21 protein-coding genes are annotated in these 26,542 nt (G+C 42.3%); 8 read left to right on the top strand and 13 right to left on the bottom strand.

Annotated features, from left to right (window positions below; all coding sequences use genetic code 11):
• Nucleotides 1-68 precede the first annotated feature (68 nt).
• The 8 genes from BGP76_RS19885 to lepA form a co-directional block, all read right to left on the bottom strand.
• Nucleotides 69-935 carry a hypothetical protein gene (locus tag BGP76_RS19885; RefSeq protein WP_119845952.1) on the bottom strand — a complete coding sequence of 289 codons (867 nt, stop codon included), beginning with the start codon at nucleotides 933-935 and terminating at the stop codon, nucleotides 69-71.
• A 23-nt stretch (nucleotides 936-958) separates the two neighbouring features.
• Entirely contained in the window at nucleotides 959-1,795 is an 837-nt protein-coding gene (locus BGP76_RS19880; RefSeq protein WP_119845951.1) for a hypothetical protein, read from the bottom strand.
• 11 nt (nucleotides 1,796-1,806) lie between these two features.
• Nucleotides 1,807-3,297, bottom strand: coding sequence for a SusD/RagB family nutrient-binding outer membrane lipoprotein (locus BGP76_RS19875; RefSeq protein ID WP_119845950.1), 1,491 nt, complete (start codon nucleotides 3,295-3,297; stop codon nucleotides 1,807-1,809).
• Nucleotides 3,298-3,309: 12 nt separating this feature from the next.
• On the bottom strand, nucleotides 3,310-6,453 hold the full coding sequence (locus tag BGP76_RS19870) for a SusC/RagA family TonB-linked outer membrane protein (RefSeq protein WP_084190519.1): 3,144 nt from the start codon (nucleotides 6,451-6,453) through the stop codon (nucleotides 3,310-3,312).
• 257 nt (nucleotides 6,454-6,710) lie between these two features.
• Complete coding sequence (locus BGP76_RS19865; RefSeq protein ID WP_119845949.1) at nucleotides 6,711-8,645, bottom strand: OmpA family protein; 1,935 nt, start codon at nucleotides 8,643-8,645, stop codon at nucleotides 6,711-6,713.
• Between the two features lie 109 nt (nucleotides 8,646-8,754).
• Nucleotides 8,755-9,336 carry a 7-carboxy-7-deazaguanine synthase QueE gene (locus BGP76_RS19860; protein ID WP_119845948.1) on the bottom strand — a complete coding sequence of 194 codons (582 nt, stop codon included), beginning with the start codon at nucleotides 9,334-9,336 and terminating at the stop codon, nucleotides 8,755-8,757.
• Between the two features lie 40 nt (nucleotides 9,337-9,376).
• Nucleotides 9,377-10,249 (bottom strand): bifunctional 5,10-methylenetetrahydrofolate dehydrogenase/5,10-methenyltetrahydrofolate cyclohydrolase, encoded by an 873-nt coding sequence (locus BGP76_RS19855; RefSeq protein ID WP_073122668.1) that lies wholly within the window; start codon nucleotides 10,247-10,249, stop codon nucleotides 9,377-9,379.
• Between the two features lie 4 nt (nucleotides 10,250-10,253).
• Nucleotides 10,254-12,041, bottom strand: a complete 1,788-nt coding sequence (lepA, locus tag BGP76_RS19850; RefSeq protein WP_119845947.1) for a translation elongation factor 4 — start codon at nucleotides 12,039-12,041, stop codon at nucleotides 10,254-10,256.
• Between the two features lie 246 nt (nucleotides 12,042-12,287).
• Between lepA and BGP76_RS19845 the strand changes: the two genes are divergently transcribed.
• The gene (locus BGP76_RS19845; protein WP_119845946.1) at nucleotides 12,288-12,800 is read left to right on the top strand and encodes a DUF4924 family protein; all 513 of its coding nucleotides are present in this window, start codon (nucleotides 12,288-12,290) and stop codon (nucleotides 12,798-12,800) included.
• Nucleotides 12,801-12,930: 130 nt separating this feature from the next.
• Complete coding sequence (locus BGP76_RS19840) at nucleotides 12,931-13,515, top strand: Crp/Fnr family transcriptional regulator (protein ID WP_119845945.1); 585 nt, start codon at nucleotides 12,931-12,933, stop codon at nucleotides 13,513-13,515.
• Here the strand turns inward: BGP76_RS19840 and BGP76_RS19835 are convergent.
• A complete protein-coding gene (locus tag BGP76_RS19835; protein ID WP_119845944.1) occupies nucleotides 13,512-14,123 on the bottom strand; it encodes a hypothetical protein in 612 nt (203 codons plus the stop codon). The two genes, BGP76_RS19840 and BGP76_RS19835, sit on opposite strands and share 4 nt — an antisense overlap.
• A 107-nt stretch (nucleotides 14,124-14,230) precedes the next feature.
• Here BGP76_RS19835 and BGP76_RS19830 point away from each other — a divergent pair, with 107 nt between their 5' ends.
• The 4 genes from BGP76_RS19830 (at nucleotide 14,231) to BGP76_RS19815 (ending at nucleotide 17,056) form a co-directional block, all read left to right on the top strand.
• A complete protein-coding gene (locus BGP76_RS19830) occupies nucleotides 14,231-14,839 on the top strand; it encodes a WG repeat-containing protein (protein ID WP_119845943.1) in 609 nt (202 codons plus the stop codon).
• An 18-nt stretch (nucleotides 14,840-14,857) separates the two neighbouring features.
• Nucleotides 14,858-15,076, top strand: a complete 219-nt coding sequence (locus BGP76_RS19825; protein WP_119845942.1) for a DUF6500 family protein — start codon at nucleotides 14,858-14,860, stop codon at nucleotides 15,074-15,076.
• A gap of 311 nt (nucleotides 15,077-15,387) precedes the next feature.
• The gene (locus tag BGP76_RS19820; RefSeq protein WP_119845997.1) at nucleotides 15,388-16,149 is read left to right on the top strand and encodes an SDR family oxidoreductase; all 762 of its coding nucleotides are present in this window, start codon (nucleotides 15,388-15,390) and stop codon (nucleotides 16,147-16,149) included.
• A gap of 1 nt (nucleotide 16,150) precedes the next feature.
• Nucleotides 16,151-17,056, top strand: coding sequence for an AraC family transcriptional regulator (locus BGP76_RS19815; RefSeq protein ID WP_119845941.1), 906 nt, complete (start codon nucleotides 16,151-16,153; stop codon nucleotides 17,054-17,056).
• Between the two features lie 48 nt (nucleotides 17,057-17,104).
• Here the strand turns inward: BGP76_RS19815 and BGP76_RS19810 are convergent, their stop codons facing one another.
• Nucleotides 17,105-18,733, bottom strand: a complete 1,629-nt coding sequence (locus BGP76_RS19810; protein ID WP_158584349.1) for a methyl-accepting chemotaxis protein — start codon at nucleotides 18,731-18,733, stop codon at nucleotides 17,105-17,107.
• 363 nt (nucleotides 18,734-19,096) lie between these two features.
• On the opposite strand from BGP76_RS19810, the gene BGP76_RS19805 reads away from it, so the two are divergent.
• Nucleotides 19,097-20,254 carry an MFS transporter gene (locus BGP76_RS19805; protein WP_119845939.1) on the top strand — a complete coding sequence of 386 codons (1,158 nt, stop codon included), beginning with the start codon at nucleotides 19,097-19,099 and terminating at the stop codon, nucleotides 20,252-20,254.
• Nucleotides 20,255-20,542: 288 nt separating this feature from the next.
• Nucleotides 20,543-22,255, top strand: a complete 1,713-nt coding sequence (locus BGP76_RS19800; RefSeq protein WP_119845938.1) for a PAS domain-containing methyl-accepting chemotaxis protein — start codon at nucleotides 20,543-20,545, stop codon at nucleotides 22,253-22,255.
• A 55-nt stretch (nucleotides 22,256-22,310) separates the two neighbouring features.
• Here BGP76_RS19800 and BGP76_RS19795 read toward each other — a convergent pair whose 3' ends face one another.
• From BGP76_RS19795 to BGP76_RS19785, 3 genes are all read right to left on the bottom strand, one after another.
• The gene (locus BGP76_RS19795; RefSeq protein WP_221409915.1) at nucleotides 22,311-23,798 is read right to left on the bottom strand and encodes a glycosyltransferase family 2 protein; all 1,488 of its coding nucleotides are present in this window, start codon (nucleotides 23,796-23,798) and stop codon (nucleotides 22,311-22,313) included.
• A 353-nt stretch (nucleotides 23,799-24,151) separates the two neighbouring features.
• Nucleotides 24,152-25,180 carry a hypothetical protein gene (locus tag BGP76_RS19790; protein ID WP_119845937.1) on the bottom strand — a complete coding sequence of 343 codons (1,029 nt, stop codon included), beginning with the start codon at nucleotides 25,178-25,180 and terminating at the stop codon, nucleotides 24,152-24,154.
• A gap of 25 nt (nucleotides 25,181-25,205) precedes the next feature.
• Complete coding sequence (locus BGP76_RS19785; RefSeq protein WP_119845995.1) at nucleotides 25,206-26,540, bottom strand: RagB/SusD family nutrient uptake outer membrane protein; 1,335 nt, start codon at nucleotides 26,538-26,540, stop codon at nucleotides 25,206-25,208.
• Nucleotides 26,541-26,542 lie beyond the last annotated feature (2 nt).

The following is a 26,542-nucleotide window of genomic DNA, read 5'->3' as shown; positions in this document are numbered from 1 at the left end:
GTAGAGTAATAAAGTTTAGACATAAAAAAAGGCTACAATATGTAGCCTTTTTTTATGTCTAAACTTTATTACTCTGCAAGTGTTACGCTAAACGAACCGTCACTAGCCATTACCAATTGTCCTATAACTTTAGATACATTCCCTGCATCATTACTATTAAAAGAACCTTCATATTGATAAACATCTCCTGTATTGTTAGCAATCGCTACACTATATGGAATATCCAAACCTACATCAGCTGGAAAATCATCACCTACACCGTAAAAATCAATTGTAATATCATAAGAGCCTACAGGAAGATCTCTAAAATCTGTAGTTTCTGGACAATCCCCAGTAGCACCTCCATAATTAGAACCATTAGCTCCTTCAATTAAGATATCAAAATCAACTTCCAATTCACACATATCCAAAGTCTCTACCTCACCATCTTCAACAAGATCATAAGTCACTGTGTTCCAATCCAAATTCATGTCATAATCACTAACCTCACCAGCAGAAATGACAACATTAGATTTATCCATGTTTAATTGGAAATTATAAGAGAGGTCTGATTTAGCACTTATTTCCATTTCAAAAACCTCCTTAGATTCAGCAAGTTCATCTGGCGCCATTACTATACCCAGTTTAACTGAACTAGTCGAAGCTTTCAAAACACCTCCTATTATTACTAAATCACTTAGATCTACAGTAGATTCCCCCACAAAAACAGGAGAAAACTTAACATCTTGCTTCAGCATTTTGTCAACAGTAATTGAATACCAAAGCGTATCATCGCCCTCAGTCATAGCAGTTATTGTATTTAACGCTTCTATTGTAGCAACGGCATTGTCCTCAGGAGACACTATTCCAGCGACCTCCTCTTCTTGGCATGAACTAATCAGCATTACACTCGCTACAAGTGTAACTACCAATATTCCATTTATACTTTTAAACATATCTTTTCACTTTTAAGTTAAAATTACTGTCTGGTGTAAGTTGAGACCCAAGCCCCTGCCCAGTTACCCGTAAAAGCCTGAGTGTGCTCCATGGTCAAAATACCATTATCAGCATCCCAAGTACCTCCTTGAATATTGCCAATTGTACAACAGTCTGCATACTCTAAATCATCCGAAGGTAGAATTTCCCCACACAATTCAACAATATTTGACCAGTTGTCTAGACCTGGGTTTCCAGTACATCCGTGACCTAAGAAACCTCCATCACCTATGCCAATATGCCATGAGCCATCATCATTTTTGACAATAGTGGTCAATACAGCTGTACCGCAATTCGCATCATTTTGAACCAAGTAGGTACCTGAAAGATCAGAATAACACTGGTAAACCATTTTAACTGCTATCGTCTTACCATTAGCTACTACACCCTTTCCATCTACACTCGATATTTTAAGAATTAAATCAAACGTATTAGGTGGCTCTATACCCGCTGTCAGAACAGTAATAGGCAACAATCCTCTATAATCACCATCTTCAGACAGTACTATAGATTTTTCATCCAGTGTAAAGTGTGTACCTTCTACAGCAGTAGATGACTCATCTATTGCTATACTAACGGCAACATCACCAGTCGTACTCTCCATCGATGGTCCTTTGACTTCAAAAGCGATATTACTGTCGTATGACCTTTCATCGTCATATACCACCGCACTGAGTGCCTGAGAACTTTGGGTAAACCCAGCAAAATTAACTGCACTAGCCCCACTTCCAAACTCATCCTCTGGAGCTGTCGAATCGACACAGGAAACCAAATTCCCTGCAACAATTGTCACTAATATTATATAAATAAAATTCTTCATTTTGTTCTATTTTAGTTTGCCCAAAAAATCTTACCTGTAAAAGCATCTGGCTGAGCAGGAATGTTATCCGCATTACTTGCAGACTCACTAGCCGGATAATACAACCTAACAGGTCTATCAGAAGATGATGCCTGCGCAGATATAGGCAGATTAGAAGGAAACCCAGTTCGGCTATAATCGAACCATGATTGCTCTGCAGTAAGTCCATTTACTGCTAGCCACTTCTGCGTAATAATCGCTTCTAATTTATTCGCTGACCCTGCATAATTCACATTATTAATATTTTGAGAATAATATGCTATAGCGTCTGCAGACGTTAAAACTGCTGCTCCATGTGATAAAGTCACAAAAGCCGCAGAAATACCTGCTTCGTAAAGAGTCTGTGGATCTCCACCAAATCCTTTGAGTGCGAGTTCAGCTCTGTTAAAATTACTCTCTGCAAGAGTAAATATGATGTCACCCATCGTAGCACTTTTCAAAATCCCAGGTCCTATATTAGAAACCAACTCAGGCGCATAATTTTCATCTACTTCTAGTCCTTGATTAACACCTAGATGTCCTGTATCTGGCTCTTCATACAAAAAGCTGATTCTCGGATCATTAGTGCTTGCCAGATAATCTAAAATATACTGCGTTGCACAAGTAGCTCTATAGTTTAGCTGCTCGTCCCCAGTAGGGGTGAATCCCATTTCATCCCAATAAGGATTTTGCTTTCCCTCAGACACTTCATAGCCAGGGTCGACTACTACATTAGCTGTAATAAAACCAGACCCCTCAGCTGTAATTGCATCGAATTCAGTCTGGATATACCCCTGCATAGAAGTCATATCAGAAAGTCTGGTAAGAATACGAACTTTTAAAGTGTTAGCAAATTGCTTCCACATAGTCATATCACCACCAAACATCACATCGTCACTTCCTGGTTCAACAGCGACACCACTTCCTGCAGCAACATTGATTAAATCAATAGCTGCTGTGAGGTCTACCATCAAACTAGTGTAAACATCGCTACCACTATCATAAACAGGGGTTGCATTTTCACTACGCTGCAACGCTTCAGAATATGGAATATCACCATAAAAATCTACCATCAACTGATAATGATATGCTTTCATAATAAGACCAATTGCCTCATAATTATCATACCCTTCACCTAATTCGGTCAATAGATTATATTGTTTCAATGGGTCTCTATACCCTTCATCAAAAATAGAAGCATAGAAAGTAGAGTTTACCAAGTACTGAAATTCGTTATCATACCAAGAAAAACCCTGAGATTCACTCCAGTTGTACATCATCATACTTCCTAAATGGTTGATACGACGATCAGCATGCATTTGAGTTGCGGTATAAACTTGTGCAACCGGGAGTATCAGATCAACTGTTACTTCTGTTGGATTATTGGGATCAGTATTGACGTCCAAAAAATCATCACAAGATGTAGCTCCAAATAAAAGAACCACACTTGCCAGTATGTATGTATATATTTTGTTATTTTTCATCTTTGATTTTGCTTAAAATTCAATATTCAAGTTAAATCCATATGTTCTCGTAGGAGGCGATGTAAAGTAACCACCAATACCCACTCCATTGGCATCATCAGTAGCTCTAGTATTCTTAAATTCTGGATCAGAAAATCTATTCTCCTCAGGCAACCATGTAACCAAATTTCTTCCAAACACACCTACGGACATTCTGCTAATAACTTTGGTTTTTTCCAAAATATCAGAAGGGATAGCATATCTCAAAGTCACCTCACGCAATTTCAAGGCTGTTGCATCCTTTACGTAATTCTCCTTAATCTCATTATATCTATCCTTCCAAAATCCCATAACACCACCAGTAATTGGAATATTGGTATTATCAGTGTAAGTACCATCACCATTGTCAATTACTGAATTAGGCCAAACGAAATCTTGTCGATTTGAAGAAACACTGGCAACAGACCTTCCTGTGAACTCCATCGCGTCTGAACCCTGTTCATAATAAACGTGCCCTGTTCTGTAATCCATAGTAGCAGAAAGAGACAAGCCTTTGTATTCAAACCTTGATGTCCCTCCCAAAATGTAATCTGGCGTAGTTTTGCCTTGAGAAATAACGTCACCCACCTGTGGGTTACCATTAGAATCAATAATAACTTGACCATTATCATTTCTCAAATAACCTGCAGCTTTGATTTGAGGAAAAGCCTCACCTTTCACTGCATAAGTACCATATCCAGCAGTATACACATCCAATCCTATCTCATCTAAACCTTCCTTGATCTCTTTTACGACAGACTCATAAGAAGTGTAGTTGATATTGGCTTTCCATGAAAAATCTCCAATTTCAAGAATCGTTGCTCCCAATGCCAACTCTAGACCTTTTGTCTGCAACTCTCCAATATTAGTATAGAAATATGATGCTCCAGAAGCCCTAGATGGTGTAGTACCTGTAATCAAATCCGTCGTGGTAGTAATAAAATAAGCTCCATCCAGATTGATACGTCCTCTTAAGAAACCTAAAGTAGCACCAAACTCCGTTGTGTTTAGTTTTTCCTTAGATATATTAGCGTCAACAGTCGTGGTACTGAGATAATATCCGTTTTGGCCTGCGAGAGGAAAAGCTGGATAGTTTTCAAATCCACCCGTTAGGTCTCTTGTATTTTGTTGACGATAAGTCTCATTAATCAAGAAAACAGGAAGGTCGTTATATACAGTCGCGTTACTTACACTAAGCTTAGCATAAGACAAGATATCGTTATCCTTCAATGCACTAATTCCTTCCGTCAACACTACAGACAAACCAACTGAAGGATAAAAATATGTATTGTCATCTAATGGCAAAGTAGACGTCCAATCTTGACGACCCGTTGCATTCAAAAACACCCAGTTATCGTATCCAAATGTCACATCTGCAAACACACCAATTTGACGTTTGGTCCACTCATCTACATCAGTACTACCTATCACCCCACTATTCACATCATAGAAGCCTGGTATACTTAAATTATTCGAACGAATAGTACTTTCTCTATAAGTATCATTCTTAAATGACATACCTACAATAGGAGTGATATTAAATGTTTCGCCAATATCAAAACTCCCTTGGAATGTGAAGTTACCATTGTAACGAACGTCCGTAAATTCAAAATCCTCTACAAAAGAAGATACTGTAGAGTGAGCTGGCTGAAGTTCATCACTATACTCTTGACGATCTCTATGGTTTTTACCAGAACCTTGTCTTGAGTTCACACCTACATTACCTACAAATTTGAGGTTATCCAAGATATCATAAGATGCCGACATCACTGAGTACAATCTCGAAGTTTTATCCTCGTCTCTATTAGTACCTATCGCCCAATATGGGTTTTGATAATAGGCGTTATAATAGTTGTCTGCATATCCATAGCTCGCAGGATTGTCATAATCCTTGTAACTAGTTAGAGGAATATTTGATTGTGTATTAAGGATAAACCAATACAACGGCCTGTCTTGATCACCAATTTGATCACCCACTACGTTAGTTTTATCTTGGTAGTAACCACCGTACACGCCCAACTTTAATTTCCCTATTTGCTTAGTAGCATTTACTCTGAACGTTGTTCTTTCAAATTCATCGTCAGGCACAATACCAGTAGTCGTTTGATTACCAAAAGACATATAGAATGAACCTGTTTCATCTCCACCTGCAGCATAAACCGTGTTCATATTGGTCACACCTCTATCATAAAAATCAAGTAGGTTATCCTGAATTGGAGCATATGGAACCTCTTGCGTCTCCAACACATAACCGTCGGGAAATGTAGGTCCTATTTGTCTGGTCACACCATCATACCTTGGCCCCCAGTTTGTATTCTCAATGGGGTCATAATGTCCATCCCAACCAATACCATATTCACTTTGAAAATCAGGCATATATGCGACCTCTTCAAATGTCACAGACGTATTGATACCCACAGTAAATTTATCTGCATTGCCAGTACCTCTCTTAGTTGTCACAATCAATGCACCATTTACAGCGTCCGCTCCATACAGGGCTGCAGCATTAGCACCTTTCAATACGTTAATGCTCTCTATATCATGTGGGTTCAAATCTCCAAAAGCAGAAGATGTGGCAATAATCCCGTCAATTACAATCAAAGCGGCATTACTTTTAGATATAGAGTTCAAACCTCTAAGGACAATTTGAACATCTGGTTTCACACCATTGTTCTGTACGTTGACTTGCATACCTGCAACTTTACCTACAAGACCAATACCTGCCTGAGGTTGCTCTGCTGCAACAAGGTCCTTTGATTCAATTTTCTGCGTAGCGTATGTCAACTCATCCTTGGCTCTAGCAATACCATAACTCGTAATTACTAATTCAGACAACTGCTGTGCATCTGCCTTCATCGTAATATCGATTACCGATCTAGAACCAATCGCAACTTCCTGAGCAGTCATCCCTACAAATGAGAAAACCAAAACTCCTCCGTCCGAAGGAACACTCACTTTCCAGTTACCTTCAATATCAGAAGTAGATCCAACCGTCGTACCTTTTAGTACAACGTTTACCCCTGGTAATCCTTCGCCTGTATCATCTGTTACTTTACCAGATACAGTACGATCTTGTGCCCACGACTCTGTCACGAGTGCAGACAACAACATGAAACAAATAAGTAGAATCCTCTTCATATCGTATGTTTTAATTGTTAATAAATGTTTAAATAATATGTTTAATAATTCCAAACTTATGCTTTTTAGAACACTTTCACTAAAACTAACTAACAATTATTAGTTGGCATGCATACTGTTTTTTTACAGGTTTTTACCTGTAGGTAAAATCTTGTTTCACAATCAGTGGGAGATTCAGAATAAAATACTTTTTTAACCAATATTAACAGAGTATTAAAACTAATCTTTGGAAGGGGCATCAAATGTCGTGCGTAAGGCTACTCGCCAATTTCACTCACTAAGAACTCAATTCTCCTGTTTTCTGCGAGAAGATGGGGGTTTTCTCCTGTGTAAAGTAAACGACTTTCACCATAGCCTTTGTAACTCAATTGAGAAGGGCTAATCCCCTTTGATATTAAGAAATCATGGACAGTTTTGGCTCGTCGCATGGATAGCTCTAAATTATAGGATTCGGAACCTTCACTATCACTATGCCCTGCGATCTCCATCTTCAATTTTGGGTTCTGCCGTAGGAAGTAATACACAACACGAAGCTCCGACATAGATTCAGGTTTCAGGCTTGCATCATCATGATCGAAAAATACATTGCCCAAAGTACTGGACGCACCAACCTTAATGGGTTGTAGTTCAATATCCAACAGGTTTTGATCGAAGGATTTTAGATCCTCTAGCGTGAACGAAAAGTCAACGAACATATACCCAGGACTCGTCACGTATATACCGTAGCGATTCCCCTCCGTTAGCACCAATGTATAAGCCCCCGTCTTGGCATCCGAGGTTAGTTCAGAGTAAAAATGATTATTCGACAAGTGATACACCTGTATCTCCGCAGTTATAGGAGAATGGTTATCCGCATCAACTACGCGCCCCTTTAGATAGGCACTCTGGTTCGTAACCTGAAACCTGTCAGGCAAATCAAAAGCATAGAGCTTACTCTGAAATCCTGTTTTGGTAAGTTTCTCAATAGTGTACACGCCTGTTTTGCTATCCGAAGCGATATACAGCGATACCTGATCATGTTCATCGTTGAGCGGATACCCTAGATTGACGGGGAACTTCCACAAAGAATCTCGCTCAATCTCACTCATGTAGATATCTAGACCTCCCAACCCTTCGTGTCCATTAGAAGAGAAATAAATCGTCTCGCCGTTGGCATGAATAAAAGGACTAATCTCATCTTTGTTACTATTGATGCGTTTTCCGAGATTGATAGCCGACTGCCACTCTCCGCGACGATTTTTGGTAGACATCCAGATATCCTTTCCTCCATACCCACCTCGGCGATTGGACACAAAAAGGATCGTACGCCCATCAGCAGACAGAGATGGCTGTGCCTCCCATGCAGCAGAATTAACAGCCTTGCCTATATTCTCTGGCTTGCTCCAATCATCTCCTACTTTCTGGGCGATATATATGTCACAACTACCATAGCCACGTCTACCATCACATGACGTGAACACAAGCGTCCTTTCGTCAGCGGACATGGATGCCGCTCCTTCATTGAACTCCGAATTGATTTGATCAGAAACCGAAGCAGGCACTGACCACATCTGACTAGCAGAGTCATATTCGCAGAAATAAATATCCTCATCGTCATAGTTGTTCATCCCTACGCGACGTGTGAAATAAAGCTTCTGCTGATCGACGGATAGTGCGGGAAAATACTGTAGTTGAAAAGAGTTGGCATGATCTGCCAACTGCCTAATATTGTATTCGAAAGGATTAAGAAGAGCCTGCTGTGCAAACCTACAGTCCATAATCATAGATTTCGCAACAGTTTCTTTGACTGGATCATTGGGAATGGTTCGGATATAATGCTCCAAATAAGCCTCTGCACTATCATATACCGCGTCCTTATAAAACTGCTCCCCAATAGCATGATAGGCATACTTCGATTTGGGATAATCGGGATCAATTCGAATCGCCTTTTTAAAATACACAAAAGACAAACTATCCCAACCCAAACGATTGCTAGCGCTACCAAGCGCCAACCACACCTCGATAAAGTCCGGATCTCGCTCTACCGCATCCAGCATCGGCTCCATGGCTTCACGGAACTGTACTCTCTTGAGCAACTGCCGTGCTTCCTCATAGTCTCGAAGTGCCTTTTTGTCCTCCGAATGATACGAAGTGTACTGGGCGTGTGAGTCAACAAAAATAAAAACAAAGAGAAATAGAAGTGTGTAGCGCATTTCGAACAGGTATCTTTTAGGATAGCCAAACTGACCTAAAGACAACTTACCCTTTCAGGAGTCAGCACCTTTGTCATTTGACCTCTGAAACAAAAGTACCAAGAAAATTTTATCGGATATCGAGATACTTGTGTGTCTGCAGCGAAATATTCCACTGGGAATGCGCTTTGACATATTCGATGATCTCTGGAGTCATCTTATCAGCCTTGGACCACTCGGGCTGTAGATAGAGTTTGCATCTGTCATTGACTTGCTCCGCGTGCTCTTCAGCAAATTTGAAATCAGATTTATTGAAGGCAATGGCTTTGAGTTCGCTTGCTGCAGCGTAGACCGACTGGTCTGGCGCTTTAAACTTTTTCGGGGAGAAACATACCCAGTCCCACACACCAGACATAGGATAAGCTCCCGAGGTTTCTATATTCAGTTGATACCCTTTCTCCTTGAGCGCAGTGGTCAACTCCGTCATGTCATACATCAGTGGTTCTCCACCTGTGACAATGATCGTCTTGCAGGGATAATCCTGGATCTGTTCGATGATCTCCTTGATAGTAAAAAACGGATGATCTTTCTCGTCCCAAGACTCTTTGACGTCACACCATACACAGCCCACATCACAGCCTCCTAGACGGATAAATATCGCTGGTGTCCCCGCATAGTACCCTTCTCCTTGGATGGAATAGAAAATCTCCATAATGGGGAGCTTCTCAGATATTTTGGGGACGTAACTCAAACTACTTCAGGTTGTTCTTAGCGGCTTGCAGTGTATTGATAAGTAATGACGCGATCGTCATCGGCCCTACACCACCAGGGACAGGCGTGATATAACTGGCGATGGGTGCTACTTCGGCATACTCCACATCTCCGGACAGTTTAAAACCTGACTTCTTCGTCTTATCCTCTACACGAGTGGTTCCTACGTCGATGATCACAGCACCTTCTTTGACCATATCTTTGCTCACCAGACCGGGCTTGCCTACTGCTACCACGAGGATGTCCGCCTGTCTCGTATGAGCGGCTAGATCCTCGGTGTATTTATGGCAAAGCGTCACGGTAGCATTGGCATCATTGGACATCATGAGTGCAAGAGGTGCTCCTACTAGGCGGCTCGCTCCGATAATCACGCAGTTTTTACCTTTGGTCTCGATCTCATAACGCTTGATCAGCTCCATGATCCCTAGCGGAGTAGCTGGCATCAATAGCGGTGCTTTGGAAGTGATACTGCCGAAATTCTCGTTCGTGAATCCATCCACATCTTTCTCTGGTGAGATGCTAGCGGTCACTTTCTCTACAGAGATATGCTCTGGCAAGGGCAGCTGTACGATAAATCCATCGATATCCTCATCCGCGTTGAGTTGATCGACATGTTTGAGCAGCTTGTCCTCAGAGATCGTCCCTGCAAACTGCATCAACGTATAATCAAAGCCTACTGCCTTACAAGATGTAATTTTTCCACCTACATAGGTATGACTGGCTCCATCATCTCCGACGATAATGATCGCCAAATGAGGTGCGCGCTTGCCCTCATTCTTCATCGCTTCTACCTGTAGTTTGATTTCGTCTTTGATGTCTCCAGACACCTTCTTACCGTCTATGATTGTAGGCATTTTCTTAATCCAGTTTTAACACAGCCATAAATGCATCCTGCGGAATCTCTACGTTCCCCACCTGACGCATACGTTTCTTTCCTTTTTTCTGCTTGTCGAGCAGTTTACGCTTACGCGAAATATCTCCACCATAACACTTCGCCAATACGTTTTTGCGCATCGCCTTCACCGTTTCTCTGGAGATGATTTTATTTCCTATAGAGGCTTGGATCGGAATCTCAAACATCTGTCTTGGGATCAATTCTTTCAATTTCTCACATAGACGCTTGCCCCACTCGTAGGCTTTGTCTCTGTGTACGATCGCGGACAAAGCATCCACCGCTTCGCCATTGAGCATGATATCAAGTTTGACCATGTTGGATTGTTTCAACCCTGTCAACTCATAATCAAGCGAAGCATAACCTCTAGAGATTGTTTTCAGTTTGTCAAAGAAATCAAACACGATTTCCGACAAGGGAATATCAAAAGTCAACTCCACGCGATCTGCCGTCAAATAGACTTGATTTTGGATCGTCCCACGCTTGTCCATACATAACGAAATGATCGGACCGACATAGTCTGCCTTGCTGATGATCTGTGCTTTGATGAACGGCTCTTCTACATGCTTGACCCTACTCGGATCTGGCATCTCAGATGGGGCATTGATGTCCTGTACCGATCCATCCGTCATAAAAGCCTTGAACTGCACCGATGGTACGGTGGTGATCACAGTCATGTCAAACTCGCGCTCTAATCGCTCCTGTATGATCTCCATGTGCAACATCCCAAGAAATCCACATCGGAACCCAAATCCTAGTGCTGCAGAAGTCTCCGGCTCCCAGACCAACGAAGCATCGTTGAGCTGTAGCTTCTCCATCGAGGCGCGCAGCTCTTCGTAATCTTGCGTATCTACAGGGTAAATCCCCGCAAATACCATCGGTTTGACCTCCTCAAAACCTTTGATCATTTCTGTAGTAGGTCGATCTATAGCCGTAATCGTATCCCCTACTTTGACCTCCTTGGCCACTTTGATACCCGAGATAAGGTAGCCTACATCTCCGGTTTTAATTTCTTTCTGTGGATGCTGCTGTAGTCCCAGCGTCCCGATTTCGTCTGCTTCATAGGTCTTGCCTGTCGCGACGAATTTAATCTTATCTCCTTTTTTGATCGAACCATTGAATACGCGGAAAATCACTTCGATTCCTCTGAATGAATTGAACTGCGAATCAAAAATCATCGCCTGTAGCGGCTCATCTGGCTTGCCCTTAGGCGCAGGGACTCGCTTAATGATCGCATCGAGGATATTGTCTACGCCGAAACCTGTCTTCCCACTCGCATGGATGATGTCCTCCATATCACAACCGATCAAATCGATAATCTCCTCAGAGACCTCCTCAGGTCGTGCACCGGGTAAATCGATTTTATTCAATACAGGGATGATTTCCAGATCGTGCTCCAGTGCGAGGTACAAGTTGGAGATCGTCTGCGCTTCGATACCTTGAGAGGCGTCCACGATGAGTAGTGCGCCCTCACAGGCCGCAATCGAGCGGGACACTTCGTATGAGAAATCCACGTGACCTGGGGTATCGATGAGGTTGAGCGTATAGTCTTTGCCCTCGTGCTTGTAGGCCATCTGAATCGCATGACTCTTGATGGTAATCCCACGCTCACGCTCTAGATCCATGTCATCCAGCAACTGTGCCTGCATGTCTCTCCCTGTAACCGTACCTGTATTCTGAAGCAAACGATCGGCCAGTGTAGACTTGCCGTGATCGATGTGCGCTATGATGCAAAAATTCCTTAGATGATCCATTTTTCTTAAAAAGAAGGCAAAAATAGATAAATAAAATTTCACATTTGCAAAAAGTTCAAGAGGGATTACGCCCTTGATATTTAGTGTCGAGTATTGTGTATTGAGAAAGGAAATACGGTGCGTAACCTGTGAGACAAAGTAAAAAAAAGGAGTAGCGGTGAGCCATTAAAAAGATCTGGACAAAGAAAAAGTAGCACTATAGCGATGACCTGATGACTTCATCACAAAAAATTGAATCGAAAAACTATGGATCAAAACAAAAACATCACAGAATATATCATTGAGATCTACCGCAAAGAAGACTTGATGCGTGCCTACAAATTTGATTTGGAGAAGTTCGGGACGCAGGTCATTAACTTCTTTCCCATCACACCCAAAGAAAAACTCGCTGAGGTCAACCACTACGAGGCTTTCATGAAGAAAATGACCGAGCAAGGCATCCAAGAGTCGGGCCACCTCGCTGAGGTCAATGAGATCGTAGCACAACTAGATCAGCTGCACGAGGAGCTCAAATCCTCTGACGAAAACTACAACCATGTCTACCTCAAAGCCAAGCCCTACATCAACGAAAACATGCAAGTAGCCAATGGCACCATCACCAGCGAAGTGCAGCTCTGCCTCAACGGCATCTATGGCTTCCTCCTCCTCAAAATCGAAGAGCGCCCAATCAAACCCGAAGAGCAAACCATGATCGACCAGTTTGGTAACCTCCTCTCCCTCCTCAGTTACAAATACAACGAGCGTAAGGTGATGAACTAGCCTACTACTTACTCTAATCTCCATCAATATTTCAGATGAAAAGGCACTTCCTTGCCTCCCTCAGTATATTGACATATTTTGCTATACCGTAGAGCCCAAACCAGTTCATGATCTAAAACACACAAAGTACATGTCCCATATTTTAGTAGAACTCATATCAGAGATGACACAGCTAACGCCAGACGAAAGTCTAGCGATTGAAGAAAGCTTCCCCATCAAAACCTACCCAAAAGGCACTATTTTGCTAAAAGTCGGGCAAGTAGCTAAGGAGGCTTATTTCGTTATCAGTGGCTGCATCCGAAACTATGAGATCCTAGAGGGAGAAGAAAAAACTTGGGACTTTTATACGGACCACCAGTCTGCTGCCAACTTCAATAGCTTAGTCTATGGCAGCCCCTCAACCAAGAACATGGTTTGTAGCGAAGAAACTACAGTCGCTATCGTCAATACTAAAAAGGAGCAGGAGCTCTATACTAAATTTCCTCGTTTCGAGACTTTCTGCCGTACAGGTATGGAGCAAATGTTCGGTACGCAACAAGAAGAAATGTCTAAGTTTTCGATCCTAAGTCCTGAAGATAAGTATCAACACGTTCTCAAAAAAAGACCCGGTTTGATCAACCGAGTCCCTCAATACCAACTGGCCAGTTATTTGGGTATCAAACCCGAAACCCTAAGTAGAATTAGAAAAAGAATCTCGGAAAAAAAACTAAACTAAAAATTGAATCCAAAATGAAGCCCTGGTTCAAATAAAAAGTAGTTGTTCCACTGATCCTCCACTACCTGAAAAGAATCTGGTAGATTGGTATTGATCGGCCAATAGGTAAAAGCTATAGAAGGTTCGATAAAAAACCGCCCCTTGAACAAATCAAAGTGATAGCCAAACCGTAGCGTATTGAATAGCTGAAAACCACTTTTAATTTTATGATCCTCCTCATCCAAATAATTTTGAAACATGGGCGTCACGTGGATTTGTGTATAACTCCCCTTCCATAAAAAGTGTTTGTAGGCTAATCCCACCCCGAATGCTCTGACCGCACCCGGGAAATCAGAATCATCACTTTCCGATCCATAAGACCTCCCTAGCGGCCCTTGGTATTGCCATGTAATCGCCTCTATGGACAATACATCCTTTGGTGTCAGTCGATAGCCATAGTTCAACTGGTAATACTTCGGCGAGGGACTCAGTATGGGGGACGCTAGCACGAACATCGTACTCCCGACAAAATGTCTAGCAGGAACAGTCTCACGCTCCACAGCCTGAGAAAAAATATTTGAAAAAATGAACAACATAATTACCGATAAAAAACACTCTTTTGACTTCATATTATTTAGTTTGGTTGTACTCGAAACACAAAAGTCAAAAAGGATTGGGTCAATTTCATTGACTTGAATCAAGAAACGATGTATCTCCAGATAAAAGCAAAAAAGGAATGCAAATAACCTGCTACGGCCCCCTCTTTCTCCTCCTGCTCACGGTAGCCATGAGTGCATGCCGTGAAATAGTCGAGCAAGTCCAGACCGACTCCCCCTATGTCGATGTGACGACAGACACCACTACGCTACCGATGCTCTATGCAGCATCCGACGAAGAGTATCTGCAGTACGGGGCAGATGTCTCCTATGTCACTGCAGCGGGAGACACCATCGTCCCCTTCGGCCACTTTGCCTACTTTGGCACAGACTCCTTCACGCATGTAGCGAATGTCATCTTGCACCCCAACGACAGCACCTACGGACGGCAGGTCGGGATCAACCGCTACCAAGACATCCTCTTTGACCTAGTCATGTATGACAATGGACCAGAGCCACTGCACGATGGTCTACTCCGTGTACTGCGCAACGGCAAAATGGGCTTTGCCAACGAAAAAGGACAAATCGTCATCCCCTGCATCTATGACTATGTCCAGCGGTTTGACGGAGGCCAAGCCGAGGTGACCTTTGAGGCCACCGAGTACTACGACCTAGACGACCATCTCCGCGTTGAGAGTGACACTTGGTTCGACATAGATCGCCATGGTAAACGCATCATCACACCCTAACTCACAACTGCTACAAACATGAACAAAACCATCAGAAAAAAAATAATCTCCGTCTGTGAAGAGAAAATCGAAAAGAAAGGCGAAAAGGTCGGGCTTTCGTTTTACGCCTTCTTTGCCAACAAAAACGACAATCCCCAACTACTCTTAGAGGTCGCCACATGGTGGATCAAAACACACCAACTTGACCACTTCGAAAAAGCCGTCAAAATCCGAAACATGGTACGCGACGAGCTGTGACACAATCCTCTAATTTTCAAACCTCACCTTCCCCGCACCTTGGTCTGTGTGTCACAGAACTACCACACACTGTTACAATTGCACTATAAATAAGTTTAAGCTATAGACACATACTATTGAATAATGAAAGTAGATGAAGGTGTCTTAGAGCTCAGGTTCGCTAGTATGAACAATTGGGAATCAAATCTCCCTAACAACTATAGCCAACTTCCTCGTTTCGGTTACAACTGGCGTAGATATAGATACGGAAAGCACATCAGTCCTTTTCATCTTTGTATCGTACAATGAATAAAACCAAAACACACAGACACATGACACAACGAAAAATAGCACTCGTCACAGGCGGTAGCCGTGGGTTAGGTAGGGACATGGCACTCAACATCGCTAAAAAAGGCATAGACGTAGTAATCACCTACCACACCAACCAAACTGCAGCAGCTGAAGTCGTCAAGGCTATCGAACAAACAGGAAGCACAGGATATGCTCTCCAGCTCGACAGTAGCAAGACAGGATCCTTTGACAGCTTCTATGAAACACTATCAAAACTACTCCTAGACAAAACAGGCGATGCGCATTTTGATTACTTGGTCAACAATGCAGGGACAGGCATCTATACCCCCTTTACAGAAACCACCGAAGCACAATTCGACGAAATGATGAACATCCATCTTAAGGGCGTTTACTTCCTAACTCAAAAAGCCCTCCCACTTCTAAACGATGGCGGCAGCATCATCAATATTTCATCGGGACTAGCACGATTTACCCTACCAGGGACGTCCGCTTATGCCTCCATGAAGGGTGCCATTGAGGTGTTTACGAAGTATCTTGCCAAAGAGCTAGGAGGCAGAGGTATCCGTGCCAATGTAGTAGCACCTGGAGCAGTTGCCACTGATTTCGGTGGAGGAACCAATCGTGACAATGAACAAAAAAGAGCCTTGATCTCATCTGCCACTGCGCTAGGTCGAGTAGGTGAAGCTGAAGATATTGGGCCTGTAGTGGCCTTTTTGTGCACTCCAGATGCCCAATGGGTCAATGCCCAACGCATCGAAGCATCTGGCGGAACATTGATATAAAATGCATAAACTAAATACCATAAGCGACTATCACCGACTAGCGGGACTCCCCAAACCAGAGCACCCGCTAGTCAGTCTAGTTGACTATAGCCAAGTCAACTACCAGACTGATGAAGAGCAGATCACCTTTCTACAAGGCAACTACACCATCGCCCTCAAAAGAGGTGTCTCCGGAAAAATGCGCTACGGTCAGATGCCTTATGATTTTGATGAAGGCCTGATGTCCTTCGTCTCTCCTGGTCAGGTCATCACCGTCAAAGCGCATAAGGACACGGATACTAAGCCTAGTGGATGGCTACTGCTCATCCATCCTGACTTTTTGTGGGGTACATCACTAGCCAAAACAATCAAAAACTATGATTTCTTTGGCTACCAGATTCGCGAGGCACTATTCCTCTCAGACAAAGAGGAGCAATCCATGGTCAGTACCATGCGCAACATCCAACAAGAGTACCATGCTAATATCGATCCGTTCAGCCAAAATATCATCATCTCTCAGATCGAGCTACTGCTCAACTACGCCGAACGCTACTATCAACGGCAGTTTATCACCCGAAAAATCGCTAATCATGAAATTCTCAATCGTTTGGCAGACCTCCTCACCACCTATTTCGACCAAAATAATCTCGCCAGCAAAGGTCTCCCACAGGTACAAGAACTAGCCGACCAGCTCTATCTCTCGCCCAACTACCTGAGTAGTGTACTCAAAGCACTGACTGGTCAAAACACACAGCAACATATACATGACCGCTTGATCGAAAAGGCAAAAGAGCAACTATCCACTACTCAGTTAACCGTTAGTCAAATCGCCTATGGTCTCGGGTTTGAACACGCCCAATCCTTCAGCCGGCTATTCAAACGCAAGACCAATCTGTCTCCCATTGCTTTTAGACGGTCCTTCCAGTAATCTGAAAATTATTCCTTACCGGAATAACTTGACAAATTCACACTTATACTAAGCGTATTTTAGTTTAGCCACTTCAGACTTGAGCATCTCAGATATTTCGCTCAGTTTTAGATTTTTGGACTTGTAGGTATCCATTCCTGAAGACAACTCTATAGCTGAACTCGCTACCTCTTCTGTCCCTGCTGAAGTTTGCTCTGCTATCACTACGATTTCTTCGGTGATACTAACAACATTATTGCTATCCTCCATCTGCAGCTGAGCTGCTTCCAATATGTTTCTAGATAGCTCTAGGTTGGCAGTACTGGAGTTACTTATCTCTTCGAACACTTTAGAGGATTCGTTAGATATTTGATTGCCATCTTGAACAGTAAGGTTCATTTCCTCTATTATTCTCGACGCGTCTTCTGTATCTTTTTGAACTCCCTGTACCAAATCTTCTATTTCGAGCGCTGACTTTCTGGAATCCTCCGCGAGTTTTCTGATTTCTTCGGCCACTACCGCAAATCCTCGTCCGGCATCTCCTGCTTGCGCTGCTTCTATTGCCGCATTTAGTGCGAGCAGATTCGTCTGAGATGAGATATCAGTGATGACCCCTAGCACCCTTGATATTTCTTTTGACCGTTCGGTTAGGACAGATATTGAGTCCTTGGTCTTGTTAGAGAAAGTCGAAATACTCGTCATACTACTCGTCATGTTATTAGCCATTTGGTCTCCCTTTTTGCTATTTTCAGCGACGACCTGAGCTGATTCATATATATTTTCAGCTTTACTAGCCATATCTCTTGCCGAATGTACGATTTTCTCTATGAGATTAGACGCCTCATCTATCTTGCGAACTTGTGTCTGTGCCCCATTACTCATTTGTGAGATAGCAGACGCTATTTCACTCGTATTTTGACTCATTTCAGTACTAGATAGAGACATTTCAGAACATGCCTCATCAATAGAAATGGTATTCGTAGAGATACTTTCCAGCAAGATGGTGATGTTTTGAAGTGCTAGGTTCAGGCTACTTGCTGTCTTAAGGATATCTCCTTTGGCTGCCTCTGTATATCGCATGGTTAGGTCTCCTTTAGCCATATTATCTATGATACCATTGAGTATAACAAATGGAGAAGAAAATGAAGTTAACAATTCATTGATTTCATGAGCCATACCTAACCACACCCCTTCTTTACCCTCTTTACTAATTCGGCTAGATAGATTTCCAGCATCAGTCGCTTCATTGATCACTCCATTAATTTCACGGACTACTTGCGCTAGATTTACTCTCATTTTGACCAAGGCTTTTCCTAGAGAGTCTTTTTCACTAGAGGTTTCAAATGAGCTTTCTAAATTACCCATCCCTATTTCGGTTGCGAAATCACTGATACGTCTCATTCGTGTGATATAACTATCCAAACCTGTAAATATCTTTCCTATTTCGTCATTTCTATTCGTATTTGCTTCTTTGATCAATAACGCTAGATTACCCTCCTCTAATTCTCCAAGGTGAAGGATCACCTCTTCAAGCGGCTTTTTAATGTTGACGACCATATACCGCAGGAGAGCATACACTGCAAAAATCCCAATAGGGAATTCCCAAATCATATGTATGGCAGCCATATTAGCAACCATGTAAGCCAAAGCGGCAATAAAAGCAGCAAGTAAAATTGTATAAAAGCCTACTCTGGCCAAAAATGAGCCTTTAAATATGTATCGATTAATAAAGTATAAAAAGGGTATGGCTAACGCAAGAGATAAAAAAAAGATGATGGTATGCATAGATATGAAACAAGTTTGTTAGGTAACAATTGACTCACTATAAAATTAACTACAAAAATGCAGTAGGAAACTTAAAATCAAAAACTTATATATGGTCTAAAGCATAGTACTTCTGGAAATTAAAACAAACTTTCACACATACTACTCCCTCCTTTTTTAGCTGTTCAAAATGTCACCAAACACCCTTATTTGTTGAAACAATAAAAACTCATACAGTGTACACAAGACACTTATAGACGTAATGGACTAACCTTGCAGCTGTAAAATTCAATGTATATGAACAAAGGGCTCTTAACACTAGCAATAGGTGGTTTTGGTATTGGTATGACAGAATTCGTCATGATGGGCATATTGCCAGATGTAGCTCAGGCACTAGATGTGACCATCCCGCAAGCAGGGCATTTCATATCCGCCTATGCGCTAGGAGTGGTGGTAGGTGCACCGCTGTTTTCGGCACTCGGCGGACGCTGGTCCTCCAACACCGTGCTGATGATGCTCATGGCGTGGTTCGCGGTATTCAACACCCTATCTTCTCTGGCATACAGCTATGAAACCCTAATGCTTGCTCGTTTCTTATCTGGCATGCCTCATGGAGCTTTTTTTGGAATAGGGGCTGTAGTGGCAGGACAGATTTGTCGTCCTGGGAAATCCGCACAAGCTATTGCCATCATGTTTGGCGGGCTTACGGTTGCTAATTTGATTGGTGTCCCGATAGGTACTTATTTAGGCCATTCCTTCCATTGGAGTATTGCTTTCGTCATCACTGGGGCTATTGGACTGGTTGCATTGGCGAGTATTAAGTTTTGGATGCCTGTCATGCCTAAATCTTCTTCGGCTGGTTTCTCAGAAGACTTGAAACTCTTCAAAAACCCTGAACTCTGGGCAGTCATCCTACTTACCACTATAGGTACAGGAGGGCTCTTTTGTTGGTACAGCTACATCGCGCCACTGATTACAGAGGTCGCAGGACACCCTGACTATGTCGTGAGTTATGCGATGACGCTAGCTGGTCTAGGTATGGTGATTGGCAATGTCCTCGGTGCAAAATTGGTCGACTATTTTTCTCCCATCCACTCTGTGATTATCAGCTTTACTACCATGGCGACCTTATTGATCGTCAACGTGTATTTGGCACATGATCCTACGTTGATACTCGTCATGACTTTCGTCATCGGAGTAGTGGCCTTTACCGTAGGCACTCCGATCCAGATGGTGATGATCAATACCGCCAAAGGTTCTGAAGTCCTCGGTTCATCTCTCAACCAAAGTGCCTTCAATATGGGTAATGCCTCTGGGGCCTACTTCGCAGGACTACCGATAGCTATGGGATATGGTTTTACCTCCGCAGATGTGGTAGGAGCAATCATGGCTGGCTCTGGTGTAGTTATTGCCTTTGGGATCATCCTTATGAGAAGATCCCGAGCTCAAAACTGAGCCATCAGCATTATAGAGATAGTACCTTAAAAAATTGATTACTTTATTATAAAATAATTCTGTCAGATAGGTGTTATGGCTAACTTCGCCTCAAAGACTAGATTTATTTCGTAAATATTCTTTAAAATAAATCCATATCCCATATTTAGAACGTAGGTATCCAAAAAACCTCGGTAGAGTAAAAATTTATCTCTCGCCCCATCCCTCCTGTAACAATTAGCAATTTGTTGATCCTTACCCCACCTATAGTAACCTGTGAGAATCTAAACTGTCTAAAACAACAAACACATGCTCGCACTATTCGAAAAGAAAAACAACCAAACCAGCCACCTCAAACAAGCCATAGATACTTCTTGGGCCTTCATCGAGTTTGACCCTAGTGGGGTTATATTGAATGCCAATAACAACTTTTTAAAAACTCTAGGTTATACACTAGACGAAGTAATTGGTCAGCACCACAAGATATTTTGTACTGACCAGTACCTTAACTCCATCAATTACAAACAATTTTGGAAAGAACTGGCTGCCGGAAAAAGCAATTCAGGAGAGTTTAACCGCATAAAAAAAACTGGTGAGAGCATCTGGCTACAAGCCTCTTACACCCCCGTCTTTGACAAGGAAGGCCGCATAGAAAAAATAGTAAAGATTGCTGTAGAAATCACCGAGATGGTCACATCCAGACTAGAAAATAGCTGGATGAAATCAGCTATTGATACTGGCTGGGCGATGATAGAGTTTGATCCTACAGGACATATCATCAATGCCAACGACAACTTCCTCCAAACTTTTGGATACACCACACAACCCGAAATAATAGCAAAACATCATCGAATCTTTTGCGAGACCAAGCTCATTAACTCTTCTGCTTATTTAGACTTCTGGGAAGAACTAGCTCAGGGACACATCAAATCAGGAGAGTACAAAAGACTAGACAAAAACGGCAAAGAAGTCTGGCTATATGCTAGCTATACCCCTGTAAGAGATGCTCAAAATAAAGTAGTAAAAGTCATAAAAATAGCTTCTAACATTACTGAATCGGTACAAAACAGAGAAAACCTCAACTCAATTTTAAGCAATAAAATCCACCAATTGAGTACAGAACTAGCAGAAGACACTACCACTATGGACAACAAAATCAATGAAATGCGAACGAGTGTGGAAGAGGCCTCATCTGCTATCATGCAGATATCTGTTGGAGCACAAGATCAGTCGAGGCAAGTAGATGAGATATCACGAATGCTCAATGATATCAAATCCTCTTCGCATGAGACTAATCTCAAAGCACGAAACATTAAAACAGTAGTAGAACAAAGCACTCAAAAAGTACAACTAGGAGGAGATACCATCCAATCAGTTGTCAACAGTGTAGGTCAAATCAACAACGGTACGGAACTGACCCAAAATGCTATCGACTCACTAGCACACCTGTCTAGTGAAATCACTAAGATAGTAGGTGTACTATCTGGGGTAGCTGCACAGACAAATCTACTCGCACTCAATGCCGGAATAGAAGCTGCCAAAGCTGGAGAAGCTGGCAATGGATTCGCTGTAGTAGCTGAACAAATCCGAATACTCGCTGAGGAATCTAAAACAAACTCTATGAAAATAGAAGGAGTAATCCATAGTGTCTCAGAACACATTTCGGCAGTCATTGAATCTGTCACTAGAATGAAAGCAAATGTACAAAGTGGAGAAAATGCTGCTCGAGTTGCCAAAAATGCATTTGATGATATACACAGCAGTATTTTGGACACATTGGAGCGCACTTCAGAAATTGAAATTGCTGCGAACTTTCAAAATGCCTCAATAGATAACTCTGTACAGTCTATCGAGAAAATTGTTGTGGTATCTGAAGAGACCGCGGCTGGAACCGAAGAGTTAGCCTCCTCTACTACGCAACTCAACAGTGGCTTTAGCGACATATCGATATCCAGTAAAAGGATGAATCAGATTGCCCAAGAATTATTCGACGTGATAACAAGTATCAACAGGAACAATTAATCAGCAAAAGAAGCTCAACCGACACTTGTCACAAAAGTCGGTTGAGATTTTTGAATCACTTCGCTGACAACCCTCGTGTCAACCAGCCCCTGCGACCTGCTGTAGCGATCGCATAGGGTGTAATCCAAAACAAGCCAAAAGTATATAGCAAACTGTATGAGTAAGCCCATATCGATTCGTAGGAACTGTATCTCCTCGCATAGAACAACACGGGGATGCTGGTCAAGATCAGGATACTAAATAGTGTGGAGCTCAAAAACAGCACGGGCTGTGTGATCACAAACAACAACATCAATATGGTAAATGGATAGGCCAAGATGATCTTGAGCCATTGATTGAAAAACAAAAGCCTAGCACCTACTTTCGATCCCTCTCTAAAATTCTTGAAGACAAATTTTGACATCATGATGTTCTCACGGACGTTGCTTCGTTCCCATCTGATAAACATTTTGTACAGCCCTGTGTAGTCCTCAGGGACATTGGTCAGGACATAGGCATTCTTCTGAAACATCACATGGTATCCTTGCTTGAGTATCATATTGGTCATCGCTCGATCCTCTCCGATATCCGACGGCTGTCCCATAAATGTTTGGTTGATCCACTCAGGTAGACAGGCCATCACTGCTTCTCTACGATAGGCTGCCAGTGCACCTGGTGTACAAAGCACCGTCTCTAACTGTCCCTGTGCCGAGCGGATAAATTCAAAACTGAAGACAAAACTCACATTGAGCATACGGGGAAGAATAGCTCTTTCATTGTTGAGTACTTGAACATTACCAGCCACCGCCCCGCAACTTTCTTTCACTACAAAAGGGCTTACCAGATTTCGCAACGTATCAGTTTTGACAATCGAATCACTGTCCACCGTGACGAACACCTCTCCAATCCCTAGATTGAACCCTCTGTGTAGCGCATGACGCTTGCCTTTATTCTCAGACTGCTGATAGATGGACAGTCGGTCACCCAACTCCTGCTTAGCCTTTAGCATCCATGACCAAGTATCATCCTGACTCCCATCGTCTATCGCTATCAGCTGTATTTTGTCAGCAGGGTAGTCACTGTTCGCTACACTATGCAAGGTCTTCCATACCAACTCGCCTTCGTTGTATGCTGGCACAATCACCGTGCACATCGGTAGCTCTTCATCACTTACTGATTCGATGGGCTTATACCTCCAGTAGAGGTACAGGTTAAAGAGGAAAAATCCAATCTGAAATACCAATAGAGAAGTGGTAAGGACGATGAATGCATAACCCCAAGTAGAGTTGATTCGATCCAAGTGCAATTGCTCAAAAGCAGGCTGTAATTCAAAGATTAGAAAGACCGCGCCTGCCAATAACAGCATTGTACCTAAACGAACCATTAGTCCCATAGGATTCTGAATCGCATTCGAACGGCTAGAAAATAGTTTTTTCCCTAGTGATTTATTGTACATCGGAAAGATGAAACTAAACAGTCGCTGCTCGTTATCCTTCCGTCGATCTTTTAGTGTTTCTGAATGAGACGCAGTAGCGTCTCTATTGTTGGACTTAGTTGTACCCATGGTTTATGTCTTGATCACTGATGTTTGCGTTTATTCATCTGCGTACTGTCTAGGACAAGAATGAGCCATCAGTACATCACATGAACAAGAGCCAACATGTCAAGTAACATGCCATTCGGACAAAACAAGAAACCAAGCGAACCAGCGTAGTTTGGGGTTATTTGTTAAATGGACAAAGTGTAGACTTTATCTACACAATAAGGATAAACTACCCATATTGGACACCTTGTGATTTTAATCAAAAAACAGCGCTATCTCTATCAAAAGACACAAAAAAACCTCAAACAAATACATGTCTGAGGTTTCCAACTATTGCTATATGTAGACTTGGGTTAACGTTACATTAACTGTCTTTATTCGAAATAAGTATAAACCTTAGATACTGTAGCGAAACCATCAAAATAGGTATAATCAGCAGACAAAGGGTAGTCGTCAGTATTATACTCATAAGTCACACCATCATCCGCCAATGTCCCTGAAATAGGGTTATTGGTATTGACAGACTCTATCCCAATATTGATTGCTGAGTAGGCAGCTGGATACAATGCACTAAAAGGATTTTGTTTATCATCGTAAGTCGCAGTATACTCTGATCCAAACAACACTTCAACAACTACATTCCCTTCCTCTACGGTATATTCTGTCGTTGATTCAAAATCTTCATCAGTATGATCTACACGCACGACAGTGGTTAGGTATCCTGACTCACTGCTGTAGCTATAGGTATAACTGTAGATTGATTCAGTACCTTCGGTATATTCCGCTGCTACGATTACACCGTCATCGTATTCATATACAGTACTTCCCTCAATATCTCCACTTGTGAATATTTCCTCAATCACTTGATTTTTCTCATCATACACCAACTCATAAGTCGAAGTAACCTCCGTACCCCAGTCATCTAATACTTTAGTATAGTTAGTCACAAAGCCCGAAGTCTCAGAGTACTCGTATGTCGTAACTGAATTTTCACCAAACGCATCAGCTAATTGATAGGTTTTCAGTTTTGAACCACTCCCTACTTCACCTCTAGTAGTGATGATAACATTGTAAGTCGCTACATCTACAGTATTCTCAGCTGTGACTGTAAAGACAGTAGCCTCTCCGTCTGTGAAGTCAACTGCGCTTCCTGATTCAGGTGTCACTGTTGCGTTTTCAGAAACAACAATCGTTGGCACCAAACCAGATAGATCTGTACCAAAAGGAACGCTGATCTCGATATCAGTACCGAAATCATACGTCACACCTTCTATTCCACCAAAATCAATTTCAAAAGACTCAATATCGTTGAGGCTAGAGAATGACGGGCTATCGTCTTCTGAACATGACGTAAAGCCAATAACCAATGCTGCTAAAGCTAGTATTGCATGAATTTTTCTCATAATTATTTTATTTAAATGATTACTATTAATTGGATTGTAAATCAGGGTTATTAATGATCGCGTCCTGTGGAAAAGGAATCACATACCGCTCATCATTCTGTTCGAGCACATAGGTCTCTCCATCCAATGTTTTGTCTATTCTTTGCTGGGTCGTTCTTCTTAGATCGTTCCAGCGCTGTCCCTCTAGGGCAAACTCACGCTGACGCTCGGACAGGATCTCGTCGGTCAATCCCATTTGGTCCAAGCTCCCTACGCGAAGTTTGTAATCCTCCCACCCATCAGGAGTATATCTATTTTGGGTCAATGCATATAATGCTTCTCTACTTTGAGTCAAAGAAGCTCCTCCTAAGTGAGCAGATGCCTCAGCGATAATCAGATAGAGGTCTGACGTCCTCAAGGTACATTTAAAGTTATCTGCTGATGTCTTATTTGATTTATATTTACTATCACTATTCAGTGTGAAATAATTGGCATATCTAAGATCAGTCGTCTGATCATATTGAGCGATAAGCTCAGGTGAGACAGAGGCATATTCAATCATATCAAATGACGTCACTGTATTAAGGGCAAGAATCGATTCTACCGAATTATACTCTGATGCCATCACCGTTTGTGCTTGATTCAGATCCATAAGGTCAGACTTAATCGCCATGGCTTCCTGTGCTGCATCGACCGCTTTTTGCCATTCCTTCTGATACAAATAGACTCTGGCCTTTAAGCTTTTAATCGCCAAAACAGAAAATCTATAATTGTACCCCTCAGGCTGCTGTTCAACATTTAACAACCCCTCAGCTTGCTCAATATCACTGATTATCAACTTATAAACCTCGGAAACAGGTGCTCGTGGGTAATCCCTTTTAGCATCATATTCAGTCGTCACAGGCACTCCCTCATCACTAGTAGCAGTGGCTGCATCGTAAGGTTTGGCATACAGATTGACCAAATCGAAATACTGCAAGGCCCGAAGAGCGTGTGCTTCTCCTACCAACTGATCGATCTCTTCGGAATCCCCCGTGATGTCATCAGCACTCTCGATGACGTGATTGGTATAAAAAATAATAGTATAAAACGTCGCATAAGGAAAAACACGTGTATCCAAGCCTGGATTCACATCATTCCACACATAGATGTCTTTGTAAAAATCAAAGCGTTCTCTATTGGACTCCAAAAGCAACTCATCAGTACGGTATGTCGTGACCACTTTGTGTTGACTTTCTGTATCATAAGCTGCCGTCAAAAAACTTCTAAATTCATCCACTGATTTAGGGATCACCTGACCGATAGGTTCTATATCAAGGTAATTTTCGCAAGCGCTCAACATTACCGAGAAAATCAATATTAATTGTGCTATTCTTTTCATGA

This window comes from Reichenbachiella sp. MSK19-1, assembly GCF_003590315.1.
GTDB lineage: Bacteria > Bacteroidota > Bacteroidia > Cytophagales > Cyclobacteriaceae > Reichenbachiella > Reichenbachiella agariperforans.
This window is presented reverse-complemented; position numbering and strand designations above follow the sequence as displayed.